The 18865-nt window shown below is 42.9% G+C and carries 18 protein-coding genes and 1 tRNA gene; 8 read left to right on the top strand and 11 right to left on the bottom strand.

Going from position 1 to position 18865, the window contains the following annotated elements:
* The first annotated feature begins 50 nt into the window (after nt 1-50).
* Together J699_RS02445 and J699_RS02450 are read left to right on the top strand one after the other, a co-directional pair.
* Nucleotides 51-767, top strand: a complete 717-nt coding sequence (locus tag J699_RS02445) for a phosphatase PAP2 family protein (RefSeq protein WP_032869887.1) — start codon at nt 51-53, stop codon at nt 765-767.
* 61 nt (nt 768-828) lie between these two features.
* Entirely contained in the window at nt 829-1644 is an 816-nt protein-coding gene (locus tag J699_RS02450; protein WP_005227030.1) for a lipopolysaccharide kinase InaA family protein, read from the top strand.
* Between the two features lie 17 nt (nt 1645-1661).
* Here the strand turns inward: J699_RS02450 and J699_RS02455 are convergent, their stop codons facing one another.
* The 5 genes from J699_RS02455 to J699_RS02475 form a co-directional block, all read right to left on the bottom strand.
* On the bottom strand, nt 1662-3014 hold the full coding sequence (locus J699_RS02455) for an ATP-binding protein (protein ID WP_032869889.1): 1353 nt from the start codon (nt 3012-3014) through the stop codon (nt 1662-1664).
* 4 nt (nt 3015-3018) lie between these two features.
* Nucleotides 3019-3696 carry a DNA-binding response regulator PmrA gene (locus J699_RS02460; protein ID WP_005227028.1) on the bottom strand — a complete coding sequence of 226 codons (678 nt, stop codon included), beginning with the start codon at nt 3694-3696 and terminating at the stop codon, nt 3019-3021.
* Between the two features lie 14 nt (nt 3697-3710).
* Entirely contained in the window at nt 3711-5348 is a 1638-nt protein-coding gene (locus J699_RS02465) for a phosphoethanolamine transferase (protein WP_032869890.1), read from the bottom strand.
* A gap of 249 nt (nt 5349-5597) precedes the next feature.
* Complete coding sequence (locus tag J699_RS02470; RefSeq protein WP_032869891.1) at nt 5598-6704, bottom strand: porin; 1107 nt, start codon at nt 6702-6704, stop codon at nt 5598-5600.
* A gap of 342 nt (nt 6705-7046) precedes the next feature.
* Nucleotides 7047-8303 carry an MFS transporter gene (locus J699_RS02475; protein WP_032870191.1) on the bottom strand — a complete coding sequence of 419 codons (1257 nt, stop codon included), beginning with the start codon at nt 8301-8303 and terminating at the stop codon, nt 7047-7049.
* 144 nt (nt 8304-8447) lie between these two features.
* Here J699_RS02475 and J699_RS02480 point away from each other — a divergent pair, with 144 nt between their 5' ends.
* The 4 genes from J699_RS02480 to J699_RS02495 all read left to right on the top strand — a co-directional run bounded on the left by J699_RS02480 (nt 8448) and on the right by J699_RS02495 (nt 11563).
* Nucleotides 8448-9074 (top strand): lysophospholipid acyltransferase family protein, encoded by a 627-nt coding sequence (locus J699_RS02480; protein WP_005227024.1) that lies wholly within the window; start codon nt 8448-8450, stop codon nt 9072-9074.
* A gap of 62 nt (nt 9075-9136) precedes the next feature.
* Nucleotides 9137-10054, top strand: a complete 918-nt coding sequence (locus tag J699_RS02485; protein ID WP_032869893.1) for a patatin-like phospholipase family protein — start codon at nt 9137-9139, stop codon at nt 10052-10054.
* A gap of 180 nt (nt 10055-10234) precedes the next feature.
* Nucleotides 10235-10693, top strand: coding sequence for an NfeD family protein (locus J699_RS02490; protein ID WP_005288669.1), 459 nt, complete (start codon nt 10235-10237; stop codon nt 10691-10693).
* Between the two features lie 18 nt (nt 10694-10711).
* Nucleotides 10712-11563 carry an SPFH domain-containing protein gene (locus tag J699_RS02495; RefSeq protein WP_005227021.1) on the top strand — a complete coding sequence of 284 codons (852 nt, stop codon included), beginning with the start codon at nt 10712-10714 and terminating at the stop codon, nt 11561-11563.
* A 46-nt stretch (nt 11564-11609) separates the two neighbouring features.
* Here the strand turns inward: J699_RS02495 and J699_RS02500 are convergent, their stop codons facing one another.
* From J699_RS02500 to prpF, 4 genes are all read right to left on the bottom strand, one after another.
* A complete protein-coding gene (locus J699_RS02500) occupies nt 11610-11978 on the bottom strand; it encodes an MmcQ/YjbR family DNA-binding protein (protein WP_032869894.1) in 369 nt (122 codons plus the stop codon).
* A gap of 126 nt (nt 11979-12104) precedes the next feature.
* On the bottom strand, nt 12105-12566 hold the full coding sequence (locus J699_RS02505; RefSeq protein ID WP_032869895.1) for a GNAT family N-acetyltransferase: 462 nt from the start codon (nt 12564-12566) through the stop codon (nt 12105-12107).
* A gap of 79 nt (nt 12567-12645) precedes the next feature.
* A complete protein-coding gene (locus J699_RS02510; RefSeq protein ID WP_032869897.1) occupies nt 12646-13563 on the bottom strand; it encodes a polyprenyl synthetase family protein in 918 nt (305 codons plus the stop codon).
* Between the two features lie 160 nt (nt 13564-13723).
* On the bottom strand, nt 13724-14911 hold the full coding sequence (gene prpF / locus J699_RS02515) for a 2-methylaconitate cis-trans isomerase PrpF (protein WP_032869899.1): 1188 nt from the start codon (nt 14909-14911) through the stop codon (nt 13724-13726).
* 371 nt (nt 14912-15282) lie between these two features.
* Between prpF and J699_RS02520 the strand changes: the two genes are divergently transcribed.
* Both J699_RS02520 and J699_RS02525 read left to right on the top strand, forming a co-directional pair.
* Entirely contained in the window at nt 15283-16641 is a 1359-nt protein-coding gene (locus J699_RS02520) for an amino acid permease (RefSeq protein WP_032869900.1), read from the top strand.
* A gap of 69 nt (nt 16642-16710) precedes the next feature.
* Nucleotides 16711-16783: transfer RNA gene (locus tag J699_RS02525), tRNA-Arg, on the top strand.
* Between the two features lie 182 nt (nt 16784-16965).
* Here J699_RS02525 and J699_RS02530 read toward each other — a convergent pair.
* Both J699_RS02530 and J699_RS02535 read right to left on the bottom strand, forming a co-directional pair.
* On the bottom strand, nt 16966-17526 hold the full coding sequence (locus J699_RS02530) for a phosphatase PAP2 family protein (RefSeq protein WP_032869902.1): 561 nt from the start codon (nt 17524-17526) through the stop codon (nt 16966-16968).
* A 204-nt stretch (nt 17527-17730) separates the two neighbouring features.
* Nucleotides 17731-18840 (bottom strand): porin, encoded by a 1110-nt coding sequence (locus J699_RS02535; RefSeq protein ID WP_032869904.1) that lies wholly within the window; start codon nt 18838-18840, stop codon nt 17731-17733.
* Nucleotides 18841-18865 lie beyond the last annotated feature (25 nt).

Raw genomic sequence — 18865 nt, 5'->3', positions numbered from 1 at the left:
TTTTAGGAATTAAATAGTGAGATGTTTATCTCACATTAACAGTATGTTCCATGATTTTAAGAACGCCTTTTTTCTTATGGACGAGCTTTTTAGTTTTTATCAGTTTTTTTATTTTACTGTTGGTGTTTCCTGTAGGCGGAGCAATTGACTTACATCTGATTGCGCCTTGGGTCAGCTTACATGGTGATTTTCCTTATAAGCATGACTGGTTTCTGGAACAACTTAACCATAGTTACGTTAAACAGCTTTTAACTGCCATCTACGTGATCTTCTTTTTGCTGTGGTGTGCTTCATTTAAAGTTGAAAAACTGAAAGCTCAACGCTGGCAATATGGCTATATGTTTTGGGTCAGTATGTTGTGTACCTGCATCGTAGGCTTGCTGAAAGCGCACTCTGCCCAGGCCTGCCCGTGGTATATGACCCATGAAACCGTAACAGGTTTTGTCTGGGATTTTTCTGCAACTGCTGGACATTGCTTTCCCGGCGGTCATGCCAGTACAGGCTTTGCCTTGATCACCGGTTATTTTGTCTATCGCCTCGATCACAAACGCAGAGCCTGGTTCTATCTATTTGCTGGAATGCTGATTGGATTCGCCATGGGCTGGGCACAGATGATGCGTGGTGCCCACTTCCTCAGTCATAACCTGTGGACAGCGTGGGTCTGTGTTGTAATTAATTTAGTATGTTATACATTTACTTATAAGTATCATCAACGCGCAGCAAAACGCGATGCAGTACCTTTATTGGCATCTGATGTGGTAAAGTGACAAGCAGTGTCCATTGAGCGGGCACTGAATTTTGCTCACATTAGGATTTTTTTGCTGTCGTATGTCCGATTTTCAAATATTTTTAGAATCTACGCTTGCTTCCCAACAAGACTCTATTCAATCTTATGAATTAGGCTTACGCAAAGTATGGTTAAAAAAGGCTTCTGAACGCCATGGACTATGGCTTTATACGCCGCTGAAATGGCTGGCCAAGATCTTTAATCTAGGTGCAATTACCCCGGTCCCGAATCAGGGTGGAGCGAAGGCCATTCAATGCGAATTCAAACGCATTCAACAACTCAAAGCGCTAGGGATCTCGACGCCAAATGTGTTGGCAGTTTCAAAAAAAGGTATTTTATTGGAAGATGTTGGCTCGCAACGTCAAAGTCCTGTCAGTCAGCTCGACCAGAAGCTGGGCAGCCTCAAAGATCATCCTGAAGCGAGATATGCCTTATTTGATCAGGCCATTCAAGCCATCAGTCATATTCATCAGCAGCAAGGTTATTTAAGCGAAGCTTTCGCGCGCAATATTCTGGTTGATCAACAAAACCAGTTTACCTTTATTGACTTTGAAACCGATCCGAAAGATGTACTCAGTCTGCATGACTGCTTTGTACGTGACTGGTTATTATTTATTTTTTCCACCGCCTATCATTTTGAGTTTGAACAGCTTGAACAGGCCAGCCAGCAACTTTACCAAGCTCTACTGGCCGAACCACAAGTCTATAAAGATATTTGCAAAGTCGGCAAACGTTTAAACTGGGTACTACGCTTTAATGTCAGTAAAGTCGGCAATGACGGCAAGCGTATCCAGAAATGTGTGCTGTTCCTACGTTATTTACGCGATCAAGCCGAAACCGCACCCCAGATCAGTTGAGTCATTTCCTCAACGATTTAGTGACTTGCCTTGTCTTCATGATGGGCAAGTTTTTTCGGTAATTTAACCAATACCGATAATCCACCCAGTTCAATACTTCTCGATAAACTCAACACACCACCCAAACGCTGGGTCGCTTTATCCACAATTGATAAGCCCAGTCCGCTGCCCACCTCTAAATGGTGATGCACCCGGTAGAAACGCTTCAACACCTTGTCATATTGTTCAGGATCGATCCCTGCACCACTGTCTTCAATCTGGATATAGGCAAAATCATCGGTATCGCTATAGACCGAAATATTGATAATCCCCTGCACTGGTGTGTACTTAATTGCATTGTCAATCAGGTTAAAAATAATCGAATGCACCGTCGATTCAAGGCTTTGCATTTCAATTAAATCATTACGCTCAAAGCCGAGATCAATTTCTTTCTGCATGGCCAGATTGACCAGTTGCTCCACACAATTTAACGCCACATCATTAAGACGGAAATTGGTATTCGGTTCAATCAGGCTGAGTGCGACATCCTGTTTAGCCAAGGCCAGAAGCTGAGTCACCAGATGCTGGATACGGGCGAGTCCCTTACTCAAATTCTGCAAAGATTCATGTTCAGGAAACTGGCTAATCAAGATACGGGTCTGCAGATTCAAGGCCGTCACCGGCGTCCTCAGCTCATGTGCAGCATCGGCAATAAACTGCTTCTGTTCGGTCTGTGCATGCTGAATCCGTTCAAACAACCGGTTCATTTCTTCAATGGTCGGTAATAATTCCTGCGGATAATCTTTGATATCAATCGGTGATAAGCCATCGGAATCACGCTGGGTCAGTTCTTCCTTAAATTCATCCAGTGGTTTAAGACTGAGACTGATGATAAAGGCCAATACAATAATCGCTACAGGCAGCAACAGGATATAAGGAATAAACATGCTGCCCGCCAGTTCCCAGGCGAACGCTTTTCGCACCTGCTCCTGCTGACTGATCTGAATCTGATAATCTTTTAAGGGAATCACATAAACACGCCACTTCCCTTGCGGCGTGTTCTGGGTGTAAAACCCAGCCTGTTTTACTGGCGGAACCAAGAGATGGGTCTGGTGCCATAAATGGCTCTGGTCTTTATAGGCCCAGATATCAATCAGTAAATCTTCTTCATGATAGGTCCGGTGCAATTCAACGCGGCTGGCAACTGTGGTCAAAGGCTGGGAGGTCGAGCGCTCAGCCATATATTGCATTTGCGTATCTAAAATTTCATCCACTTCATGTAATGAAATTTTATAAGCGGCCAAAATCAGAAAACAACCCAACACCACGCTAAAAATCGAGGTTCCCCAGATCAGTCTTTTCTTCAGCGAATAATGTCGGGTGTTGCGCATCGGATTATGACTGTCCCAAACGATAACCTAAACCACGAATGGTTCGAATAAAGTCTTTGCCCAGTTTGGCCCGCAAGTGATGTACATACACTTCAATGGTATTACTGGTGACTTCACTGTCGAAATCATACAACTTATCTTCGAGGTTGGCTTTAGAGAAAATTTTATTCGGATGCGTCACCATCGGAATCAGGATCGCCCATTCCCGGTTAGACAATTCGATCTGCTGACCTTTAAAAGTAGCCAGATGCTGATCGACATCCAGCGTCAGTTCGCCACTTTTGAGCAACTGTGACTGGCTTTTCAGTTGTGCCGTTTCAACATTGCCACGGCGTAACAAGGCATTGATCCGTGCCAACAGCTCATCAAACTCATACGGTTTAATCAGATAGTCATCTGCGCCCTGATTCAAACCATCCACACGGTTTTGCAACTGGTCTCTGGCGGAAATGATCAGGACCGGCAAGGCACTGCGTTGACGAATCTGTTTCAGGATCTGCATGCCGTCCATGAGTGGCAACCCCAAATCCAGAAGCACCAGATCAAAAGATTGCTTGGTGAGCAAAGCCAGTCCATCGACTCCGTTATTGACCCATTCCACGTCAAACTGATGATATCGCAGTAAGGTCAATGTTGACTCTGCAATCATAAAATCATCTTCTATCATCAAGATCTTGGTCATGATTTCATTTCACCTTATGGATTAGCACATGTTTCTAACATGTCATCTTTAGCATTTATTACTTTGGTTTTTACATCAAGCAAACTTAACAAGGTCGGGAACAGATTATCTTGGCTCAGCTTGTTTTTACTTTGTTGGGCCAGACATGTCATCTGTTTTTTGGCCTGTTGTTGCCATGCGCTTGAGAACCACATCAACATCGGTACATGGGTCTGCTGAGTCGGAGCAATGGCATAAGGCGCGCCATGCAGATACATGCCACTCTCACCAGTCGATTCACCATGATCAGATAGATACCACAAACCCGTTTGATATTGGGTCGTATTTTTCAAGGTTTCGATCAATGAATCCAGCACATAATCAGTATAAAGCAAGGTATTATCATAACTGTTAATCAGTGCTTCCTGCGTACAGCCTTGAATGGCATTGGTATCACATGTTGGCTTGAATACCCGGAATGCTGGCGGAATACGTTCATAATAGGCAGGTCCATGACTACCCATTTGATGCAATACGATTAAACGTGGTTGGGTATCGTCTTTCGGGATCGTCGCTAAATAGGCTTTTAGGCTATCAATCAGGATATCATCCAGACATTCGCCTTCCTTACACCATTTCTGCTGGATCGGCTCAGGAATTTTAAACTGTTCTACCCGGTCACATGTGCCCTTACAGCCTGAATTATTGTCAATCCAGGTCACCTGATACCCTGCACGTTTGGCAATATCCAATAGACCTTCACGATGGCTTGCTAACTGTTCATCATAATCTTCTCGCGGCATACCTGAAAACATACACGGTACCGACACTGCAGTTGCCGTACCACATGAACTGACTTGCGAGAAATTGATAATATTTTGCTTGGCTAATTTCGGATTGGTCTCTTTGGCATAACCATTTAAAGAGAAATTTTCTGCACGGGCAGTTTCACCGACCACCAATACCATCAGTTTAGACAGACCCTTTGCAGCCTGAGTTCGCTGTGCATCTTCACCATAATGTACCAACGGTAAATTCTGTTTAGGCGCTTTCTTTTTATAATACGACACCGAAGAGGCAATCATATTTTGAGGCGAGATCATGCCTTTAATATCGCGGTTCTCACGAAATATAGCTGCAAAATCGACATAGAAAACAAATAACAATCCACCAACCAAAGACAAGGAAACCACCGAGGCAATCAACTTTTTAAACAGCTGCCGGGGAATGGATTCAGATTTGATTTTGGTCATCAAAATCACCAGAATCGGCAGCAGTACCATCCCGGCCATCCAGATCAACAAGCGCCAAGACCAGGTGTCTCGTGCTTCGGAAAAGTTGGTTTGCATCAAGTTTTGAATCTGATCGGAGGTAATCCAGACCCCTAAGGTATTGACTGCATAGGCAGCAAAACCGCCAATAAAGACCAGAGCAATCGCCAGCAGTTTTGCGGTCCATTTCCAGCTCAATAGCTGAAAAATAAAAGCATATAAAGCCGTGACCACGCCCACAGAAGCAACGACAAAAAGTCCAGCCTTGATACCTGTATAGGGTGTTAAAGCCAACATCTTTTTATAAAAAGCGAAGTTCAGGAACACACCTAACCAGATGGCAAGTAGTACATTAAAGGTGAGTAATGAAATTGGCTTGGTTCTGAGTCTTTGCAGCAACATAGGCATCATGATCTAAAAATAAATTTCTTAGTGTTTTAAAGATAAGAATAAAAACTTAAAAATGACTTAAACTGCATCAGAAGCAAACTAAAAGTATTCGGTGCAGTCATAATTTTAATAAAAGTTTAAATAACATCCTGTTTTCTAAAAACAGTTTAATGCTATTTCACCGAATTTACGATGATTTTATGAATTAATAAAAAACGCCCTTTAAGCGAACTTAAAGGGCGTACTTGCAAAAAGCAAAGTTTAGAATTTAAATTCCAGACCTAGACCCGCAACGGGTTGCTTATCTTTTTTGCTGGCTTGCTCAAGGGTTAAATAACCTGCATAACCATAGGTTTTGACCTGTTTGTTAAAGGCATAGTCTGCCCCAGCAATCACCTGCTTCGCTTTAAAGTCGGCAGTGTCATTTTTAAAACTGGTGTCATTCTGGCTATATTGACCTTTGACTGTCCAGTTTTTGGCTTGTGGGATGTTATATTCCGCGCCCACTAACCAGCCTTGGGCATCATCAATGTTTTCTGAACCCGCTGCATTTCCTTCAGCTTTTTCTACTTCAGAGCTTTGATAGAGGGCTTTTAATGCCAGGCCTTCAAGTGGCGTCACTTTACCAATGGCACGAACCGTATTGGCTGCAGCGAAGAGGCTCCCCCCTGTAATTGCAGGTTCAGCCGCATTCAAGAAGCCACGCCCTAAGAAGTTACTTGGAATGGCTTTATCGTAACCAATACCTGCCACCAACAATGGATTATCATAGGTCACCGATGCTGACCATGCATCACCCAAACCACGGCCTGCAACTTTTGCACCACCGCTAGTCGCCTTGATCCCAGAAGACTCACCTGTTGCAAGTAAAGCATTCACCTTAAATGCACCATCCAGTAATTGAACAGCTGGAGATTCATACACCAGTACATTATCAATACGGTTTTCACCTGTGAAAATACCACCGATATCGGCTTTGTTCGCTACATAGTTATTAAAGGTATCAACCACACTGGATAACTGTTTTACAGGCGTATCATGCTTACCAATTTTTAAGGTACCCAACTGGGCATCTTTTAAACCTACAAAACGGTTACGCTGTGTCCAGTCACTGCTATCACCATCAGCACTAAAACCCCATTCAATTGCATACACGGCACTTAAACGGTCCGTCAGCTTTTCCTCTCCCTTAAGACCGAGGAATGAGCTGTTTGAGCTGATTTCCCAAACATCTTTATTTGATTTTGTTGCATTTTTTTCTGGTAAATAATCAACACTGGCATCAATCTCCCCGTAAAAGGTTGGTACTGCAAATGTTGTGGTTGCAAGTAAACTGAGCACTGCTGCTGTTACAATTTTGATTTTCATTGTTTACATCCTGGTTTAATTTGTAACAAATCCTACACATTAACTTTATATGACAAAATAATTAAAATCTTATTTATTTATTCTAATTTCGACTAAAGTTTAATTTTTATACATCATGGGCCAGTGAAGTTAATTTCATTTTATCTCTTTATATATTAACTAATTAATTGCTGTATCAAATAATTAATAATGCAAATTGGCAGGACATTGTGAAAACAATCTCAATTCAGAAAATCCTTCATTTCAGACTAAAAACAGGAAATATCAAGATAAAGCAAACTTAAACAGGCTCATGTTTTGTTTCATTTCTATTATGTTTAGCAATATATTTGTAATAAAAATCTAAACTGAGCTTACTTTATTTTTCCAATAAAAAATCGGCCATAAGCAAGCAATCGCAACCACACAGATAAAACTCAAATAACCAGAGTAGCCCCATACATCTCCAGCAAATCCACTGATTAAATACAGCAAACCACTGACAGTCGCCATGATCGAGACCTGAAAAGTAAAGTCCGTTCCAGCACATTGCTTACGACTATATTGCATGACCAGTGTCAGCATCACCACCAACAGCATGGCAGAACATGCATCTTCAAAGGCATTGACGGTATATAACCAGACAGGTGCAATCTGAACATGGCTTTCATAGCCGTGAGCAATCATTGCATAAGCCAGCAAGCTGATAATTTTTAGAATAGAGAAAATCATCAAACAGGCTATTCTGGAATAATGCTTGAGCAGCAGTCCGGCCATCCCCGCCCCAACCAGCGCAGCGACCGCACCGAACATGGTGATATAAACCCCGATCTGGGTGAAGTTCAATCCCATATCCACCATCAGTGGCTTTAATAAAGGCCCTGAAAGCCCGTCAGCTACTTTGAAACTAATCAGGACCAGTAACCAGGCTTTTAATTCTGCTGACGATTGAAAATAGTTTAAATAGGCCTTAATTGCCTGCAACAAGGGCACAGAAGATGTCTGCGTTCTTGTCGTTGAGTTTGCATGCATAGGTTCACGGTATAACAATACGGGTAAAGTATTAAGAAATACCAATAAAGCCAACGCCAAAAAGGTGGCTTGCCAGTGTAACCAGTCCAGACACCAGAGCACTGCCCCGCCCCCCACGATAAACCCAAGGCGTGATCCAATCACCTGAAAGGTATTACCCCAGTGCTGTTGATCTGTTTTGAGTAAGTTGACTGCCAGACCATCGGTTGCAATATCCTGCGTGGCACCGGTTAAATTCATCAAAAACAGCAAGACGAAGAAAACCAGCAGATAGCCGGGTTGATCCAGCGCCTGAATCGGGAAAAAGGACAAGATCATCAGAATCAGTACACTGGATAATTGTGTGGGAATAATCCAGCTACGATAATGTCCTAATCGGGATGATAAGGTCAGACGATCAACATATGCCGCCCAAAACACTTTGATCGACCACGGCAGCATCAATAAGCCAAAGCCACCAATATGGGCCAGAGATACACCTTGCGCCCTCAGAATCACGGGCAAGGCATGGGTCATAAAGCCTACAGGCAAACCCTGCGCCCAATACAAAGAAAACAATAAAATGTAAACCTGACGAAGATTCGGCATTTTCAGTTTCCAGCGCTGGAGTAATAAGGGAGCATCAGTATCCAATCCTTTCATTCTTCTGGCAATAAAATCTTATTTTTTGCCAATGCAGTCGCTGTCATCAGCGTTTAACATGAATAAAGTTGTCATTATTTATATTCATGTATGCCACAACATTTTCCAGATTTACCGCCCCTGGTTCCACAACGTGGTACAGCTTATAGCCGTGCATTGTGTAAAAAGCTCTTTCTTGCCCAAGGCTGGACGGTTGTAGGAGAAATTCCCAACCTGCCTAAAGCTGTCGCGATCATTTCTCCGCATACCTCCAATATCGATGGCTGGTATGGCTTTCTGGCAATTGGCGGATTGGGCTTAAAAGTGACCGTATTGGGTAAAGACACCTTATTCAAGCCCCCTTTCCAGCCACTATTAAATTGGGCCGGGCTGATTCCGGTTCGTCGCGATAGCGCCCATGGTCTGACTGAACAAGTGGTCGCCACCATTCAACAGCACGATAAAATCTGGGTCGGTATGGCGCCCGAAGGCACCCGTAAAAAAGCCGAAAAAATGAAAAGTGGTTTTTATCACATTGCCCATGCAGCCGGCATTCCGATTGTGATGTTTGCCTTTGATTATGACCATAAAACCATTTACTGTTTAGGGGCATTTACCCCGACTGGGCATTACCAGCAAGACCTTGAACAGATCATGCAACGTTATGTCGGTCATTTCTCGCCGAAAAATCCGGATTGGCTGGCTGAACCCTTACAAAAACTTGTGAAAAAAAACTAGAAAATGAAGGGCAAATCTGCTCTGATGTGCCCATCTTCCTGTACATTTTATCTGCATTTGTTATGAACATTGCTCGTCTGTCCTGCTTGGCTGTTTTTGGTCTTACTTTATTTGGCTGTGATCAGATCACAAAGAAAACTCCCCCCACCACTGCAATTCAGGCACGTGAGCCTGTGGTTGCGCTGGCATTAGGCGGTGGCGGTGCCAAAGGCTTTGCCCATATTGGTGTGATTAAAGTCTTAGAATCGCATGGCATCAAACCGAAAATCGTGACAGGCACCAGTGCCGGTAGCTTTGTCGGCAGTATTTATGCCAGCGGTCAAACGCCCTATCAAATGCAGAACCTTGCCCTGAAACTGCAAGAGTCGGATTTACGTGATCTGACCATTAATAGCCAAGGCATTATTCTCGGTCAGAAACTCCAGAATTATGTGAATAATCAAGTCGGCAATAAGCCAATTGAGCAATTCCCGATTCGTTTTGCTGCAGTCGCCACCCGTTTAGACAGTGGCAAAAAAGCCGAGTTTATTAAAGGCAATGCCGGTCAGGCGGTACGTGCCTCTTGCAGTATTCCCAATGTGTTTGTCCCTGCGGTCATCGGCAAGACCAAATATGTGGATGGTGGCTTGGTCAGTCCAATTCCGGTGAAAACCGCGAAGGATATGGGTGCCGATATCGTGATTGCGGTGGACATTTCTGCACGACCTGTCGGTGGTAAGCCGCTCAGCATGTGGGGCTTGTTAGACCAGACCATTAATATCATGGGTCAACAAAGCATTAATGAAGAACTGAATCAGGCTACCATCGTGATTCAACCTAAAGTGGGCCATCTAGGCGTGCTGGATCTTAAATCGAGTAATCAAGCCATTTTAGAAGGTGAAAAAGCAGCTCAGGCCAAGATCACGGCGATTCAAAGTGCAATTACCGCATTTAAGAAATCTCCCGCTGCCTTAAAACCGGTACCACGACCAAAATTCTAAAACTCCTCCTTAAAGGCTGTTGAGACCACTAAAACTTGTATTAGCCACAGGTTTTTTAGTCCTCCACAGCCACAATGCCTAAAAAAACAATCTTTTCATATTCATAAAGATAATCATCTGCTACAGTGCTAAGGTGAATGTTTTTTCACCTCTACTCCGTTTAGTTATGCGAGCAAATCTATGGAATTTGTAGTTGAACCTTGGCACTGGTTTGTATTAGGGATTTTACTGATTCTTTCAGAACTGATTTTGCCTGCTTTTGCTGCATTGTGGTTTGGCATAGCAGCAGTCATGGTGTGTATTTTACTGTGGCTTTTCCCGATGATGGGTTTTACCACTCAAGTGATTACTTGGGGTATTTTATCTATTTTATGTACGATTCTCTGGTTCAAATTTATCAAACCGCTGTCGATTGATAAAACCAAAGCGGGTCTCCCTCGCGAAGCAACCATTGGTCAAGTCGGTATGGTGATCCAGACCGGACTTGAGCATGGACAAATTATTGTACGCTTTCCGATCCCTGTTTTAGGTTCTGATGAATGGCATTGCCGTTGTACAACTCCGGTACAGGTCGGTGATCGCGTTCGCGTGGTTGATATTTTGGGTAATGATTTAGTCGTTCAACCTCATACGTCATAAACACAAAGAGGGTTTCTAATGTCTGTCGGTACGATTGTTGTTTTAGCTTTTTTAGCTTTTATCGGTGTAACTATTTTTAAAGGGGTGCGTATTGTTCCCCAAGGTTATAAATGGATTGTGCAACGTTTAGGTAAATACCATACCACGTTGAGTCCAGGTCTAAATTTCGTGATTCCTTATGTGGATGAAGTGGCATATAAAATTACCACCAAAGATATTGTTTTGGATATTCCTTCACAAGAAGTGATTACCCGCGACAATGCGGTGTTGGTGATGAATGCCGTAGCATATATCAATCTGACCACACCAGAAAAAGCGGTGTACGGGATTGAGAACTATACTTGGGCAATTCAAAATCTGGTGCAGACGTCACTGCGTTCAATCGTAGGTGAAATGGATCTGGATGATGCGCTTTCTTCGCGTGATCATATCAAGGCAAAACTTAAGGCTGCCATTTCTGATGATATTTCAGATTGGGGCATTACCCTGAAAACCGTGGAAATCCAGGATATTCAACCTTCACACACCATGCAGGCGGCGATGGAAGCGCAAGCAGCCGCTGAACGCCAGCGTCGTGCCACTGTGACCAAAGCGGATGGTGAAAAACAGGCTGCAATTCTGGAAGCGGATGGTCGTCTGGAAGCGTCTCGTCGTGATGCAGAAGCTCAGGTTGTTCTCGCTGAGTCTTCACAGCGTGCCATTGAAATGGTGACCAGTGCGGTAGGTGATAAAGAAATCCCTGTGGCGTATCTACTCGGTGAACAATACGTGAAAGCAATGCAGGATTTATCTAAATCTGGCAATGCCAAAACCGTGGTTCTGCCTGCCGATGTACTCAATGCCATTCGTGGCATCATGGGCAAACATTAAGCCATCTATCCAATAAAAAAAGCAGCGTAAACGCTGCTTTTTTTATTTAAACACTCCCGATCAGTTTTCGGGTTCTAAGTGGCAGCTTCGCTATGACTAAATCATAGGAATCCTGAATGAGATCCTGTACCAGATCAGGCGTGATCTCTGGGCTACAGGCAATCGAAATCCAGTGTTTCTTATTCATGTGATAACCCGCTGAAATCGCAGAATAGAGTTCCTGATATTCCAGACTTTTCTCTGGCTTACATTTCACCGTGACAAGCAATGTTCCGGCATTAAAACCGATATACATAAACATTTTGTCAAAGACTTTGAATACCTCAAATTCGGGACCAAAAGGTTGCGACTGGATTGCAAAAGGCAGGTTTTGCGCATAGTACAAAGCGCATTGTTCGAGTTGGTTTTGATTCATGACATTTCCCCCTACTCTATCTTGATCATTATTTGGTTTTATTTCAGGACGGTGTATGTTCATACATGATAGCTTAAATCAAATTTTCAACAGCAGCCTTCTCAGCTCAAGGCTAATGAGATCCGGTCAAATATGATTGAAGGATAAAGCGAAGAATCGGGTTCCTGTTTGCTCCTGAAAACCGAGTTTTTGATATAAGTTTTGTGCTTGTATATTCTCGGCACCGGTTTCTAATGCAATAAATCTGGCCTGTGTATCTTGCGCAAATTGGATGGCTTGCTGCATTAAGGATAATGCAATACCTTGTCGACGATAGTTCTGATCCACATAGAGATCATTTAAAATCCAAGCCTTACCCAGCGATACTGAAGAAAAAGTCGGATAGAGCTGTACAAAACCAATGATCTTGTTGTTGTCATTTTTCCGGATAAAAAATACTGAATCCTGATGATTTAATCTGTTTTCAATAAATTGTCTTGCACCCGCTAAATCACTGGCCTGTTGATAAAAAACCCGATAGGCATTAAATATTTCAGCGAGCGTGTTCACATCTTGAATTGATGGCGAATCGGCTGTATTTATTTGCATTTTTGTTATTTCCAAAACATAAAAGACCATAAAGTTGGTCTTTTATAACATCAATCAATAGCGAAAAACTGACTGCTTTTTAACTTTTACGCGCTAGCAAAAACTTCGAAATGTCGACCAGTTCTTTGGCATCATCCCCAAAATACGCTAAAGCGTCAAAGGCCTGATCATGCAAACTTTGCGCATAGGCTTGTGCCTGTTCCAGCCCCATTAAAGCAGGATAGGTCGACTTCTGCGTTTGCTCATCTTTACCTGCAGTTTTGCCCAAGGTTTCTGTGCTAGCGGTAATATCCAGAATGTCATCTTGTACCTGAAACGCCAGACCTATACTTTGCCCAAATTGACGTAATTTAGGAATCGCCTGATCCGTGCCCGCAAAGATGGTTACAGCACCCATCATAATCGCTGCCTGAATCAAGGCACCGGTTTTATTGCGGTGAATATTTTCCAATTCGGCCTGATTAACTTGCTTACCAGCCCCTTCTGCCTGCAAATCCAGGGCCTGACCACAGACCATTTTTGAACTCGCGGTCGCCAAGATCTGTACCTGCTTCAACACAATCGCGGCTTCAGTTCCCTGGCCTTGTTCATCAAACAGACGACTGCCCAGAATTTCAAAGGCCATCGACTGTAAAATATCACCTGCCAACAGTGCCGTATCTTCACCAAAGGCGACATGACAAGTCGGCTGTCCACGACGCAATAAATCATTGTCCATACATGGCAAATCATCATGTGCTAATGAATAACAATGGATCAGTTCAACCGCCACTGCTGCACGGCGGGCCGCTGCAAAATTATGATTCGGTTGCAAAGACGCTGCGGCATAACAGAGTGCTGGACGAACCCGCTTTCCACCAAGCATGACGGCATGATGAACAGCTGCTTTTAAAGGTTCTGGAATCGAAAATGCAGCCAATGCTGTCAATAAATCCTGTTGAATACGTTGTTGAGCTTGTTTTAAAACATCCGCATTAACTTGAGAAATAGATGACACAATTGCCTCGGGAAATCTTAATGGAAGGAAAATGACAAGACTTGCCAGAATGGCGACATCATAACACTATTTATCTGAAGAAATTGCATTTGTAGTTTTAATCGATTCCAAATAATAAAGCCTTCAAATGAAGGCTTTATCGCATCGTTCTCAGTAATGCCTAGAACGCATCCCCAGGTACACGCACCCAGCCTTCCATCAATACACGCGCACTACGGCTCATAATGGCTTTTTTCACAGCCCATTTTCCATCAATCAGTTCGGCTTGAGCGCCCACACGTAAGGTGCCGGAAGGATGACCAAAACGAACGGCTTCACGTTCACCGCCCCCAGCTGCCAAATTCACCAGCGTACCCGGAATGGCAGCAGCTGTACCAATTGCCACCGCGGCAGTTCCCATCATGGCATGATGTAACTTGCCCATCGACAAGGCACGAACCAGTAAATCGACATCAGTCGCTTCAACTGCTTTCCCACTCGATGATGTATAACTCTTTGGTTTTGATACAAATGCAATTTTAGGGGTATGCTGGCGTGCAGCTGCTTCTGAAATGTCTTTGATCAGCCCCATGTGCACCGCGCCATAGGCACGGATTTTTTCAAATCGCGCTAAAGCAGCCGCATCACCGTTAATATGATCTTGTAATTCCGTCCCTTGATAACCGATATCTTCGGCATTCAGAAAAATGGTTGGAATACCTGCATTAATAAATGTTGCATCAAAGGTACCCACCTCAGGAACAGTCAATTGATCCACAACATTTCCTGTCGGGAACATATCGCCACCTTCTTCACCATCATCCGCAGGATCCAGGAATTCAATCTGAACTTCTGCTGCCGGAAACGTTACCCCGTCCAGTTCAAAATCACCGGTTTCCTGTACTTCGCCATTGGTCACAGGCACATGTGCGATAATGGTTTTCTGGATATTCTTCTGCCAGATGCGTACTGTACAGATACCATTTTCAGGAATACGGTCGGCATCGACCAGACCATTAGAAATCGCAAACGAGCCCACAGCAGCGGTGAGGTTGCCACAGTTGCCACTCCAGTCTACAAATGGCTGATCAATGGAGACTTGTCCAAATAGATAATCCACATCATGGTCTGGCTCTGAACTTTTTGCCAGAATCACGGTTTTACTGGTACTGGAAGTTGCGCCACCCATCCCGTCAATCTGCTTGCCATAAGGGTCAGGACTGCCAATCACGCGTAAAAGAAGTTGATCACGTGCCTTGCCTGCTACCTGTGCCGCTGCGGGTAAATCATCCAGTTTGAAAAATACCCCTTTACTTGTGCCACCGCGCATATAGGTTGCAGCGACTTTGATTTGCGGTACTGAGCTCATGTCCATTCTTCCTTTTATCATATTCTTGGTGCAGCGGTATTTTGCATCTCAAATTACTGCACAGCCGTTATAAATACCATACGACCAATGGCGCCTGATTATATTTTCATGGATAAAATCTGTGCATTATATTGAGTATTTTTCATGACTTGTACAATGGCAAAAATGTGGAACCATCCGTCGGGAAAAACAAGAATCGGATTTTACTGTATAAATATGAAGCAAATTTCACATTAATATTAATCTAAATATATAATTTTAAATAATTTTTAAAAACAACTTTGCAGTCATGGCAATGCTGTACTTTTACTAGGCGAAAATCAATCAATCTATTAGAATAATCCAGTTAATTCCTCGTCGAGCTCAGTCCTTTGAACAACGATTCTTCTCAACTTCAGCGTGGACTAAAAAACCGCCATATTCAACTCATCGCGATGGGTGGAGCAATTGGTACGGGCTTATTTTTAGGTTCTGCGCAAATTATCCAGTCTGCTGGACCATCTATTATTTTGGGGTATGCAATTGGCGGCTTGATTGTTTTTCTAATCATGCGTCATTTAGGTGAAATGATTGTTGAAGAACCTGTTGCAGGTTCATTTAGTCATTTTGCTTATAAGTATTGGGGTAAATTTCCAGGTTTTATTACGGGCTGGAACTATTGGGTGCTCTACATCCTTGTGGCAATGACTGAGCTCACCGCCGTAGGTAAATATATTAATTACTGGTGGCCGCAAATTCCCGCTTGGCAGTCGGTCTTGTTTTTCTTTGTGGTGATTACCGCAGTCAACCTGACCAATGTTAAATTCTATGGTGAATCAGAGTTCTGGTTAGCGATCATCAAGGTAACAGCGGTCGTGGCCATGATTCTGTTTGGTCTGTTCTTACTGTTCACTGCCGATGCAAACTCGACGGCCTCATTTAGCAACCTGTGGTCACAGGGCGGCTTTTTCCCGCATGGCTTCGATGGTCTGTTCTACATGTTGGCATTCTTGATGTTTGCCTTTGGCGGAATTGAACTGATTGGGATGGCCGCAGCAGAAGCCAAAGATCCAAAGACCACGATTCCTAAAGCAATTAACCAGGTGGTGATTCGTATTCTGGTGTTCTATGTCGGTTCACTGGCGATCCTGTTGTCGCTTGTACCTTGGAACCAGCTCGATCTTGGCGGTTTGGATAAAAGTCCGTTCGTAATGATTTTCAGTCAGATGGGAATCGGTTGGGCCGCGCATTTACTGAACTTTATTATCCTGACAGCGGCATTGTCGGTGTATAACAGCGGGATGTATGCCAATAGCCGTATGGTCTTTGGTTTAGCCCAACAAGGCAATGCACCGAAAATCTTTACCAAAACCAATAAGCAAGGTGTCCCTGTTCCAGCAGTACTGCTCTCTGCGTTCCTGATCTTTGGCTGTGTGTTACTTAACTACTTTGTACCTGAAGATGCCTTAGGTCATTTGATGTATGTTGTTGTTGGTGCGCTGGTTTTAAACTGGGCCATGATCAGCTTGACCCATTTGAAATATCGTCGTCATATCAAAGCAGCACAAATCAAAACCTCATATCCTGCGTTATGGTCTCCATTCAGTAATTATCTGGTGTTGGCATTTATTGGTGTTGTGCTGTATATCATGTGGCAGCAAGGCTTTAAAGAATCAGTGCTGATGATTCCAATCTGGATTGTATTGATGTTTATTTTTTATAAATTTTTAAATCGTAATACTGAAAACTAACAGTTGATCGGTTTCCTCAAAAAGTGATTGCGTTTGCAGTCACTTTTTTGTTTATAATCATCAAATTATGCGCTTATAGCTTAACTGGATAGAGCAGTTGCCTCCTAAGCGACCGACGTGGGTTCGAGTCCCGCTGAGCGCATAGCCCTTTTAATTAATCTTGCCTTCCACAAGCTGCTGGTTAACTAAGATTTTCGGCAGGGTTTGCAATCGTTCTGCTTTGACTATTTTCTCTGCACACAATTTTGTCTGTTTATTTTATTAAGATAACTCAGCCATAAAAAAACGGAGCAGATGCTCCGTTTTTTTAGGTATATCTCAAAACTAATCAACCACACGGATTGGGGGGATTCGTCTGATTCTTAACGTCATTTCTTTTAAGACATAATTGGTGGCAACAACCAACATAAATCCGATAATAAAAGAACCGACAATATCGAAAGGAAAATGCACACCTACAAAAACTCGGGATGCACCCACCACCAGACTCAGCACTAAACCGACGATACCAATCTTTTTAAAACCCGCCAGCAAATAAGAAAAGGCAATAATCACAATCGTTAAAGTATGTTGGCTCGGAAAAGAAGATGAGGCACCATGCCCAATTAATTTATCGCCCAAATGCAGCTGGAATGGTCGAGGATGATGATAAAAGAATTCGATCACATCACTTATCACCAGTGAAAACAGCACAATCAACAAGGTTTTTGCGAACAGAAGACCATAGGTTTTCCACTGAAGCACCAATAACAACACCAGAAAACTAATAAAAACCGTATTTAAATCTTCAGCTAAAAAAATTACGATCTTGTCTAAAACAGGAGAATCCTTGGCAAACGTATTGATACTGTTAAACAAAGCAATATTTGTATCTTTAAAAATCATTTTACGTTGTTATCCATACTATCCATGACAGATTTATAGCCCTACCATACAGGACTAAAATGTAAAAATTATGAATTTTTATGGGTTATTCTGCACTGATTTGCAAACGCGGCTACACAACCGCTTCATTCGGAACAACAATCCAGCTTACTGAATAAATAGAGTCAATCACCTCTATTTATTCAGCTTAATTTTTTGATTTTGTTAGAATTTAAATTCTAAACCACTACCAACTACAGGTTGCTTATCTTTAGCATTGGCCTGCTCAAAAGTTGAATATCCACCATAACCATAGACTTTCACTTGTTTATTAAAGGCATAATCCGTACCGACAAGCAGTTGCTTGGCCTCGAAGTCAGCTGCGCCATTTTTAAAGCTGGTAGAGTTCTGGCTATATTGCGCCTTGACTGCCCATTTTGACTGATTAGGAAACTTGTACTCAGCACCGATTAACCAGCCCTGTGCATCATCGATATCAACTGCGGCCTCATCATTTCCTTTTTTATCAGTAACTTTAGAGGTTTGATATAAGGTTTTTAATGCCAGTCCTTCAATTGGCGTCAAACGTCCAATCACACGTACCGTATCAGCTGCGGCAAATACTTCATCAACTTTAGTTTCAGTGTCTTTGCTATTTAACAGGCCATGTCCCAAGAAATCACTTGGAATTGCCTTGTCATAACCAACACCAACCAAGAACATCGGATGGTTATAGCTCAACGAGGCAGACCAGGCATCGCCCAAACCACGACCAGCGACATTGACACCACCATGCCCGTCATCCTCAATCCCTTTGCTCTCACCTGTTGCCAACAATACACTCGCTTCCAGATTACCTTCATATAGTGCAATCTCAGGAGAGTCATACACCACGACATTATTGACCCGGTTCTCCCCGGTCATAATTCCCGTGATATCGGCTTTATTACTGATATAGTTATTAAAACTATCAACTGGGCTGGATAAATCTTTTAATGGGGTATTATGTTTACCTACTTTAAGTGTACCTAAACGGTTATCTTTCAAACCGATAAAACGATTACGTTGCGACCAGTCGGTTTTATCACCATCGGCATAAAAAGCCCATTCAGCTAAATACACAGCACTTAAATGTTCGGTTAATTTTTCTTCACCTTTAATCCCGACAAATGAACTATTACTGTTCACTTTCCATACATCGCGGTTGGATGAATGGGCATTCATTTCGGGTAAATAATCCAGACTGGCATCAATTTCGCCATATAATTTTGGCGCTGCAAATGCAGAACTTGCTGCAATACTCATCATTGTGACGAATAAAATTCTCATCTTCATTGTTATCTTCCTAACCATCTCAAAA

The sequence above is a fragment of the Acinetobacter sp. 1000160 genome (assembly GCF_000588715.1).
Classification (GTDB): domain Bacteria; phylum Pseudomonadota; class Gammaproteobacteria; order Pseudomonadales; family Moraxellaceae; genus Acinetobacter; species Acinetobacter courvalinii.
Note: the sequence above shows the minus strand (reverse complement) of the source record. Positions and strands in the feature narration are given on the sequence as shown.